The organism is Streptomyces sp. NPDC006335 (assembly GCF_040612795.1).
Lineage (GTDB): Bacteria > Actinomycetota > Actinomycetes > Streptomycetales > Streptomycetaceae > Streptomyces.
Genome location: NZ_JBEXQX010000003.1, coordinates 165,013 through 173,173 on the forward strand (window position 1 = coordinate 165,013; position 8,161 = coordinate 173,173).

The following is an 8,161-nucleotide window of genomic DNA, read 5'->3' on the forward strand; positions in this document are numbered from 1 at the left end:
GCGCGCGACGCTCTTCCCGTGACAGACATCATCACGCTCGCGGACCCCAGGGTCGCCGCGGTGACGCACGACGAATGCGGGGAACCGCTCGTCGACCTGCGGGAGGAGGGGCAGTTGCTCCTCGACTCCCGGCAGGCCGACGACGAGGGCAGCTACGCCCATCTGCGGGCCGGCGCGCTGCGGCGGCTCGTGCGGGCCCAACGGCTGCTGCCCGCGGGGATCCGCCTGCTGGTGGTGGAGGGGTACCGGCCGCCCGACCTCCAGCGCCGGTACTTCGAGCAGTACGCGGCGACCATGCGGCGGGCTCACCCGGACGCGGCTGAAGAACGGATCCGTGAGCTGGCGAGCGCGTACATCTCGCCGCCTGAGGTCGCCCCGCACGTCAGCGGCGGCGCCGTCGACCTGACCCTGTGCGACCACACGGGCCGCGAACTGCCGCTCGGCACCGAGGTCAACGCGACCCCGGAGGAGAGCGCGGGCGCCTGCCGCACCGAGGCGCCCGGCATCGGCGCCGAGGCGCGCGAGTACCGGGCCCTGCTGGGCCGGGTGCTCACCGAGACCGGGTTCGTCAACTACCCGACGGAGTGGTGGCACTGGTCGTACGGCGACCGGTACTGGGCCCTGCTGCGCCGCGTACCGGCCGCCCGCTACGGCCCCGCCGACCCGCCGCGCCGCCCGGCCTGACCACCGGAGCGGGGACAGCGCACGACCACCGCCGCGAGCAATCACCGCGACGACCGCGGGGATCACCGCGACGACCGCAGGGATCCCCGCAGGGATCACCGCAAGGGGGAGAGAAATGCACAGCCACGCCACCTGCCCGCCACCGCCGCGCGAGACCGACGACCGGGTGAGCCCGGGGGACTTCGACGCGTCCTTCACGGCCGACATGCCACGCCTGCGAAGACGGCTGCTGGCACTGACGGGCAACCCGCACGACGCCGACGACCTGCTCCAGGAGACCTATCTGCGGCTCTCCCGGCGGGCCCGCTCCCAGAGCCTGACCCGGCAGCAGCACCCGTACGCCTACACCTGCGCCGTCGCCCTCAACCTGCTGCGCGACTCCTGGCAGCACCCCTCCCGCCGCGAGCGCACCACGGACGAGCTGCCGGACGCCGGCTGGGACGGCGGACTCGACTCCTACGAGGCCTCCGCCACGGCGCTCGCGCTGCTCGGGATGCTCTCCGAGAAGGAGGCCGCCGCGGTGATCCTCGTCGACCTGGAGGGACTCACCCACGACACGGCCGGGGAGCGCCTCGGCGCCCACCGCGGCACGGTCCAGCGCAACCGCCTGCGCGGCCTCGCCAAGATGCGCGCCGCCCTCCACAACTAGCCCGGGTGGCGCACCTCCACGGGGGTGGGGTGTGCCACCCGGGTTTCCCACCGCGTCTCCCCCCGGCGTCACCGGTATCCCGCCGGCGCCCTCTCGACGAAGGAAGAGTCCCTTGCAGACCATCAGCACGCGCCGTCGGACCAGCGGCGCGATCCTGGGCGCCTCGGCGCTGGCGCTCACCGCGTTCTTCTCCGCCCCGGCCCACGCCGCCCAGGACGCCACCTGCGGTGTCCTCGCGCCCGGCGCCTCGGCCACCGCGCAGGCCGCCGTCGACGCGGCCTGTTCCCAGATCGGCGTCTGGTACAGCTGGGGCGGCGGCCACGCGGCCACCCCCGGGGCCAGCTACGGCTTCTACGACGGCTCCGACCCGGACAGCCTCCACGACGGCGAGCGCAAGGGCTTCGACTGCTCGGGCCTGATGCGGTACGCCTACTACCGGGCGACCGGCAAGGACCTGCTCAACGGCACGGCCGACGACCAGTACCACAGCTCGCAGGCCTCCGCCCGGTTCTCCGCCGGGCAGGGCACCGCCCCGCTGCTGCCGGGCGACCTGATGTTCTGGGGCAGCGGGCACATCCACCACGTCGCCATGTACCTGGGCGGCGGACAGATGGTCGAGGCGTACGAGTCGGGCACCCACATCCGGGTCACCTCAGCGCGCACCGGCGGCGACTACGCGGGCGCGGTCCGCATCAACGGCTCCGGTACGCCGATCCCGCCGCCCGCGAACGGCGGCACCGTCTTCGAGACCTGGGGCACCGGCGTGCGCACCCACCGGTCGCCGAGCGTGGGCTCCGCCGTCGTCGACACCTTCGCCGGGCCGACGCAGGTGTCCGTCCAGTGCCAGCAGCACGCGGAGACCGTGAGCGCCGAGGGCTACACCAACGACGCCTGGGCCAAGCTCGCGAACGGCTCGTGGGTGACGAACATCTACATCAAGGGCCCGGCCTGGCTGCCCGGCATCCCGGACTGCGGCGGCAGCAGCACCCCGCCGCCGTCCGGTGGCAGCAAGGCGTTCCAGACCTGGGGCACCGGGGTGCGCACCCACAGCGAGCCCAACGTCAACGCCGCCGTGGTCGACTACTTCGCCCAGCCGACCACGGTCAACGTGGTCTGCCAGAAGCACGCCCAGGAGGTGACGGCCGACGGCTACACCAACGACGCCTGGTCGAAACTGACCGACGGCTCGTGGATGACCAACATCTACATCAAGGGCCCGGCCTGGCTGGACGGCGTGGCCACCTGCTGACCGACTCCGGACCGGACCGGCCGCTCGGCCGGTCCGGTCGCGTCCTCACCACCCCGTCAGCAACAGGTGGTTGAGGAGCAAGGCCAGCACTGCCTGCACGGCGAGCCAGCCGCGCGCCCCCGTCAGAAAGGCGCACGCGGGCAGCAGCCACACCGCGAACGGCAGCCAGATCCGCTCGGTCTCCGCCTTGCTCATCCCCGACAGGTCGGCGACGAGAAGGGCGAGCAGGGCGCTGAGCACCAGCAGAGGGAGCGGAAGATCACCGCGGTCCTCGCGCCGCCGTAGCCGGACGACGACCCGCCGCAGCCCCGCCACCGTCGCCGGCCCCACGATCAGCACCGTGCACGCGAGGTTCGCCCACACCCAGTACCCGTACGGCCGCACCCCGCCCGCGCCCTGGTAGTAGCGCGTGACCAGCAGCCGGTACGCCTCCCACCAGTCGAACCCCGCCACGGTGAACAGGACCGGCACCACCACGAGACCGGCCAGGGCGAACAGCAGGGGCCGCAGGGCGGAACCCCGGCCCAGCAGCAGCACCGCCCCCGCGACGACCGCCATGAGCGTCAGGCCGTACGACAGATAGGCGGTCAGTCCGAACAGCAGCCCCGAGCCGAAGCCGTTGAGCACCGGCCGGACACCGCGCACCGCGAGGGCGAGCAGGGTCACCGCCCAGGCCGCCACCGCCGCGAAGTACCCGTCGGCCGACGTGCCCACCCAGACCGCGGCCGGGGCCAGGGCCAGGAAGGGCGCGGCGCGGCGGGCGAGCGACTCGTCGGCGAGGGTCCGTACGGCGACCAGGACCGCGACCGCCGCGGTCGTGCCGACGGTGATGCACCAGGTCCCCGCCCAGCCGCCACCGCCGAGCCCGGCGCGGTCGAGCAGGACGAAGGTGAGGGTCGCGCCCGGGGGATGCCCGGCGACATGGGCGCCCCAGTTGTCGGGCGAGTCGATCAGGATGTGCCGGGTGAAGTCCCGCAGGGCCGCCGGGATGTCGTGGAAGCGGCCGACGGCCCGCAGGTACTCGTTCCTGGTGGTGAGCTGCTCGGCGACGCCCCGGTGCCAGCCGTCCACGAGGGCCAGCGACCACGTCCAGGCCAGGCCCGCGCCCCAGACGGAGAGCAGCAGCGGACGCCAGGTGAGGCGGGCGGCGAGCGAGGGGCCGTGGACCACCACGGCGGCCGCCACGACCACCGCGGCCGGGGTGCCGGGGCCGACGTGCGGGTCCCAACTCGCCAGGAGCGGCGGCCAGCCGACCCGGAGCGAGCCGTCCCGGTGCTGGATCACCGTGCCGACCAGGACGGCGGTCAGCACGAGGAGCGCGGCGCACACGGCCGCGTACAGGTCACGAAGGAGGTCCCGGTTCACGCCGACGACGCTAGGCCGCATGCGCGCCCCCGGACGGCTGACATGCGACGACGTCAGACTTTCGTCATGGTTCGCGGGCCCGTTTCCGGGGGGCCGCGGACCTACCGTCGGGGCATGGCCCGGTCTCCTTTCGCACCCTCCTTCTGGCGCAGTCCGCTGCGCGGCCCCTGGCTCACCTCGGTCCTCGGGATCGTGCTCCTCGGCGGCGTCACCCTGCTGTTCGTGACGGGGCTGCTGTCGTACGCGGCCTACAACCCGGACCTGTCGCCGGTGAACGACAAGACCCCCGACAAGGGGATCCTCGGCTTCTACCTCTTCTCCTGGCCGACCGACCCGCACTGGCTCTACCGGCTGAACCAGGGTGTCCACGTCACCCTCGGCATCACCCTGATCCCGGTGCTGCTGGCCAAGCTGTGGTCGGTGGTGCCGAAGCTGTTCACGCTGCCGCCCGCACGCTCGCTCGCCCACGCCCTGGAGCGGATCTCCCTGCTGCTCCTGGTCGGCGGCGCCCTGTTCGAGTTCGTGACCGGGGTGCTCAACGTCCAGCTGGACTACGTCTTCCCGGGCTCCTTCTACCCGCTGCACTTCTACGGGGCGTGGGTGTTCTTCACCGCGTTCATCGCCCACGCCGCGCTGAAGACACCGCTCGCGCTGCGCAACCTGCGTCGACTCCGCGAGGAGAAAACCGAGTTGGTGTCGCCGAACCCTGCTGAGCCGACCGTGTCGCGGCGCGGGGCGCTCTGGTTCGTCGGGGGCGGCTCGCTGCTGCTGTTCCTCACCACGGCCGGGCAGAGCTTCGACGGTGTGCTCCGTAGAACCGCCCTGTTCGCCCCGCACGGGGGCGGCCAGCCGGCCTCCGGCCCTGCCGGCTTCCAGATCAACAAGACCGCCCGGTACGCGGGGATCGATCCCGCGGAGACGGGTGCGGAGGCCTGGCGGCTGGTCGTCACGGGGCGCGACGGCCGCACGGTCCGCCTCAGCCGGGCCGACCTGCTCCGACTCCCCTTGCACAGCTCGGCGTTGCCCATCGCCTGTGTGGAGGGCTGGTCGACCTCCGACCAGTGGTGGCGCGGGGTGCGGCTGCGGGACCTCGCGGCGCTCGTCGGCTACGAGGACGATCCGCCGGACCTCTTCGTGGAGTCGCTGCAACGGCACGGCGCCTTCCGGCGGGCCGCCCTGCGCGCCAACCAGGTCGCCGACCCGCGGTCCCTGCTCGCCCTGTCCGTCAACGGCGAGGACCTGACCCCCGACCACGGCCACCCGGCCCGGATCATCGTGCCCGCGGCGCCCGGTGTGCTCAACACCAAGTGGGTGTCCCGGCTGACCTTCGGAGACCTGTGATGCGGATCCCTCTCGGCAGCCCCCTCCAACTCCTCCTGCTCGTCTGCTCGTTCGCCCTCGCGGGATACGCGGGGGTGCGGCTGCTGGCGGGGGACGGGTTCGGGATCGCGCTGTGGTTCGTGGGGGCGGCCGTCCTGCACGACCTGGTGCTGCTGCCGCTGTACGCGGCGGCGGACCGGGCGCTGGTGAGGGCGGCGGGACGGCACGTGCTGTACGTCCGCGTCCCCGCCGCCTTCTCCCTGCTGCTCCTGCTCGTGTGGTTCCCGCTGATCAGCGGGCAGGTCGCGGACCGTTACGCCTCGGCGACCGGCCTGTCCCCGGACGGCTTCCTGGCCCGCTGGCTGCTGGTGACGGCCGTGCTCTTCGGCGGTTCGGCGGTGGCGTTCGTCGTACGGCGGCGCAGGCCGACGCTCGTCCGGCGGCGCAGTGCGACGAAGGAACGGCCGCCCGCCGTCCACTGATCCACGCACGCCCAGCCGGTGCGGGCCGCGTGCCGCAGCAGGGCCGGGGTGCCGAGCCGGGCCCACGGGAACGGGTCACCGACCGCGCCCCGGGCGTCGGTGACATGCACCTGGACCCGCTCGTCGAGGTCCGGGTCGGTGACCGTCTCGGCGATCAACAGGCCGCCGGACCTGAGGAGTTGAGCCGTCCGCTCGAGCAGGACCGACGGGTCGCCGCCGATGCCGACGTTGCCGTCGATCAGCAGTGCGGTGCCCCAACGGCCCTCGCCGGGCAGGGGCTCGAAGACGGACCGCCGCAGGGCCTGCCCGCCAAGCGCGACGGTCCGCGCGACCGCCGCCTCGCTCACGTCGATGCCGAGCACTCGCCGGCCCCGGGCGCCGAGCGCGGCGACGAGCCGCCCCGGACCGCACCCGACATCCAGCACCGCCCCCTCGCAGCGCCGCAGCACCTCCAGGTCCGCGGCGTCCGCGGCGGCGCACCAGCGCTCCAGTTCCAGCGGGAGCAGCCAGCCGTCGGCCCGGCGCAGGAAGAGGGGCCCTCGTCCGGTGCGCAGGGCCCGCGCATAGGGGTCGACGGACCAGGCACTGTCCGTCGCACGCGGCCGGGGACCGTCGACGCCGTCTCCCTCCACCCGGCGGCCGCCGGAGGGAGCGTCGGACGTCCGGGTACCGGCGCCCGGGAGCGCCGGCCGCGGTCCGGGGCGCGGGCCGGTCACGACGGCCGTGGCCGGCTCCGGGTCCGCGGCGGGCGCCCCGGGGCCGGACTGCGCGCCGGGTTCCCTGGCCGTGGCCGGCTCCCGGGGTGGGCGGTCGGTGTTCCGTGGGCGCCCGATGACGTCGGTTCGGGGGCGTGGGTTGTCGAGGGTGCCGTGGGGCGGAGGTTCGGCCGGCCCGGGCCCGGGCCCCGTCTCGCCGCCGCCCGGCCGCACGGGTGCCGTGTCCCCGGCGGGCCGTGTCGCGGTGCCGACCTGGGACCCCCTCACCGCGGCACCCCCGCGAGCCGTGCCAGTTCCGCCGCGAACCGTCCGTGCGGGGCCGCCCGGGCGACCAGTGCCGCGTCGGACGCCGTGTCCACGTCCCGCAGCGGCGGCAGATCCCGTACCCGCAGGTCGCTCAGCCGGGCGCGCTGGGCCGCGCCGGTGCGGGGCGTCGACATGGGAACCCCGCGCAGCCGGGAGGGGTCCGGTTCAGCCAGGCCCAGCGCCCAGAAGCCGCCGTCCTCGGCGGGCCCGAAGTACGCCTCGCAGTCGGCGAAGTCCACCGTGAGCAGTTCCGGAGTCACCTGGGGCGTGTCCATGCCGATCAGCAGGGCCGGGCCGTCGCAGCCCGCGAAGGCCGCGGCCAGCCGTTCGTCGAGGCCGCCCGCGCACTGCCGTACGACCTCGAAACCCGGCGGCAGCCAGGGGCCCGGCGCCCCCTCCAGGACCAGGACCCGGCGGCGGGCCGGGGTGCGGGCCACGACGTCGAGGGTGTCCGCGAGGGACGCCTCGGCCAGCGCGGCCGCCTCCCCGGGCGTGAACGGCGGGGTGAGGCGGGTCTTGACCCGTCCCGGCCGCGGCTCCTTGGCGATGACGAGCAGCGTGGTCACGCGCGCACCCCCGTCCCGGACTCGGACAGGACCTGGCTCATGTCCCGCACCGCCTGCCAGGTGCCCCGCCAGGTGCCCGTCACCTTGGAGGCGCCGGTGCGCGGGTGGTACGGCACGTCGTGCTCGGTGATCCGCCAGCCGGCGTCGGCCGCCCGCACCACCATCTGGAGGGGGTAGCCGCTGCGCCGGTCGGTGAGGCCGAGGGTGAGGAGCGGTTCGCGGCGGGCGGCGCGCAGCGGGCCCAGGTCGCGCAGCCGCAGGCCGGTGCGGCGGCGCAGCAGCCGGGCGAGCGCGAGGTTGCCCGCCCGGGCGTGCGGCGGCCAGGCACCGCGGCCCTGCGGGCGGCGCCGGCCGAGCACGAGGTCCGCCTCGCCGGACAGCACCTCGGCCACGAACGGCACCAGGTCCGCGGGGTCCAGCGAGGCGTCGCAGTCGCAGAAGCACACGATGTCGGCCGTGGCCGCGCTCAGCCCCGCGTGGCAGGCGGCGCCGAAACCGCGGCGCTCCTCGCGGACGACGGTCGCGCCGAGAGCCTCGGCGATGCCGGCCGAGCCGTCCGAGGAGCCGTTGTCCACGACGAGCGCGCGCCAGCCGGGCGGAATCCGTTCCAGCACCCACGGCAGGGCCCCGGCCTCGTCCAGACAGGGCAGCACGACGTCCACGGACGCCGCCGGTTCGTTCGTTGAAGGGGTCGTCACGGCTTTCACCCTACGAACGCAGAACGGATAAACCGGACTCCGGCTCCTTACGAAACAAGGACGTCGGCGGCCGCCCGCGGCACATTCGCGCGCACGGTGCGAGGCTGGCGGCATGGAGCAGCAGCA

The 8,161-nt window shown here is 74.5% G+C and carries 8 protein-coding genes and 1 pseudogene; 5 read left to right on the forward strand and 4 right to left on the reverse strand.

What is annotated here, in order from left to right; genetic code table 11:
- Nucleotides 1-18: 18 nt before the first annotated feature.
- The 3 genes from ABZ098_RS11505 (at nucleotide 19) to ABZ098_RS11515 (ending at nucleotide 2,582) form a co-directional block, all read left to right on the forward strand.
- Nucleotides 19-684: a M15 family metallopeptidase gene (locus ABZ098_RS11505; protein ID WP_356589647.1), complete on the forward strand. Its 666-nt coding sequence runs from the start codon at nucleotides 19-21 to the stop codon at nucleotides 682-684.
- A gap of 115 nt (nucleotides 685-799) precedes the next feature.
- Nucleotides 800-1,333, forward strand: coding sequence for an RNA polymerase sigma factor (locus ABZ098_RS11510; protein ID WP_356589649.1), 534 nt, complete (start codon nucleotides 800-802; stop codon nucleotides 1,331-1,333).
- Nucleotides 1,334-1,445: 112 nt separating this feature from the next.
- Complete coding sequence (locus ABZ098_RS11515) at nucleotides 1,446-2,582, forward strand: NlpC/P60 family protein (RefSeq protein ID WP_356589651.1); 1,137 nt, start codon at nucleotides 1,446-1,448, stop codon at nucleotides 2,580-2,582.
- A 45-nt stretch (nucleotides 2,583-2,627) separates the two neighbouring features.
- On the opposite strand, the gene ABZ098_RS11520 is transcribed toward ABZ098_RS11515, so the two are convergent.
- Nucleotides 2,628-3,968: a hypothetical protein gene (locus ABZ098_RS11520; protein WP_356589653.1), complete on the reverse strand. Its 1,341-nt coding sequence runs from the start codon at nucleotides 3,966-3,968 to the stop codon at nucleotides 2,628-2,630.
- Nucleotides 3,969-4,061: 93 nt separating this feature from the next.
- Here ABZ098_RS11520 and ABZ098_RS11525 point away from each other — a divergent pair, with 93 nt between their 5' ends.
- Nucleotides 4,062-5,288 (forward strand): molybdopterin-dependent oxidoreductase, encoded by a 1,227-nt coding sequence (locus tag ABZ098_RS11525; protein ID WP_356589655.1) that lies wholly within the window; start codon nucleotides 4,062-4,064, stop codon nucleotides 5,286-5,288.
- Nucleotides 5,288-5,692: pseudogene (locus ABZ098_RS11530) on the forward strand (hypothetical protein); the annotation flags it as partial. The gene ABZ098_RS11525 and the pseudogene ABZ098_RS11530, both read left to right, overlap by 1 nt.
- Here the strand turns inward: ABZ098_RS11530 and ABZ098_RS11535 are convergent.
- The 3 genes from ABZ098_RS11535 to ABZ098_RS11545 form a co-directional block, all read right to left on the reverse strand.
- Nucleotides 5,581-6,381, reverse strand: coding sequence for a class I SAM-dependent methyltransferase (locus ABZ098_RS11535; protein WP_356590502.1), 801 nt, complete (start codon nucleotides 6,379-6,381; stop codon nucleotides 5,581-5,583). The pseudogene ABZ098_RS11530 and the gene ABZ098_RS11535 sit on opposite strands and share 112 nt — an antisense overlap.
- A 347-nt stretch (nucleotides 6,382-6,728) precedes the next feature.
- The gene (locus ABZ098_RS11540) at nucleotides 6,729-7,337 is read right to left on the reverse strand and encodes a DUF2064 domain-containing protein (RefSeq protein ID WP_356589657.1); all 609 of its coding nucleotides are present in this window, start codon (nucleotides 7,335-7,337) and stop codon (nucleotides 6,729-6,731) included.
- A complete protein-coding gene (locus tag ABZ098_RS11545; protein WP_356589659.1) occupies nucleotides 7,334-8,044 on the reverse strand; it encodes a glycosyltransferase family 2 protein in 711 nt (236 codons plus the stop codon). Before ABZ098_RS11545 ends, ABZ098_RS11540 begins: the two co-directional genes overlap by 4 nt.
- Between the last annotated feature and the right edge of the window lie 117 nt (nucleotides 8,045-8,161).

Excerpts from the sequence above, each read along its gene's own strand:
- ABZ098_RS11510 (WP_356589649.1), top strand. The coding sequence starts at position 800 with ATGCACAGCCACGCCACCTGCCCGCCACCGCCGCGCGAGACCGACGAC.
- ABZ098_RS11520 (WP_356589653.1), bottom strand. The coding sequence starts at position 3,968 with ATGCGGCCTAGCGTCGTCGGCGTGAACCGGGACCTCCTTCGTGACCTG.
- ABZ098_RS11525 (WP_356589655.1), top strand. The coding sequence starts at position 4,062 with ATGGCCCGGTCTCCTTTCGCACCCTCCTTCTGGCGCAGTCCGCTGCGC.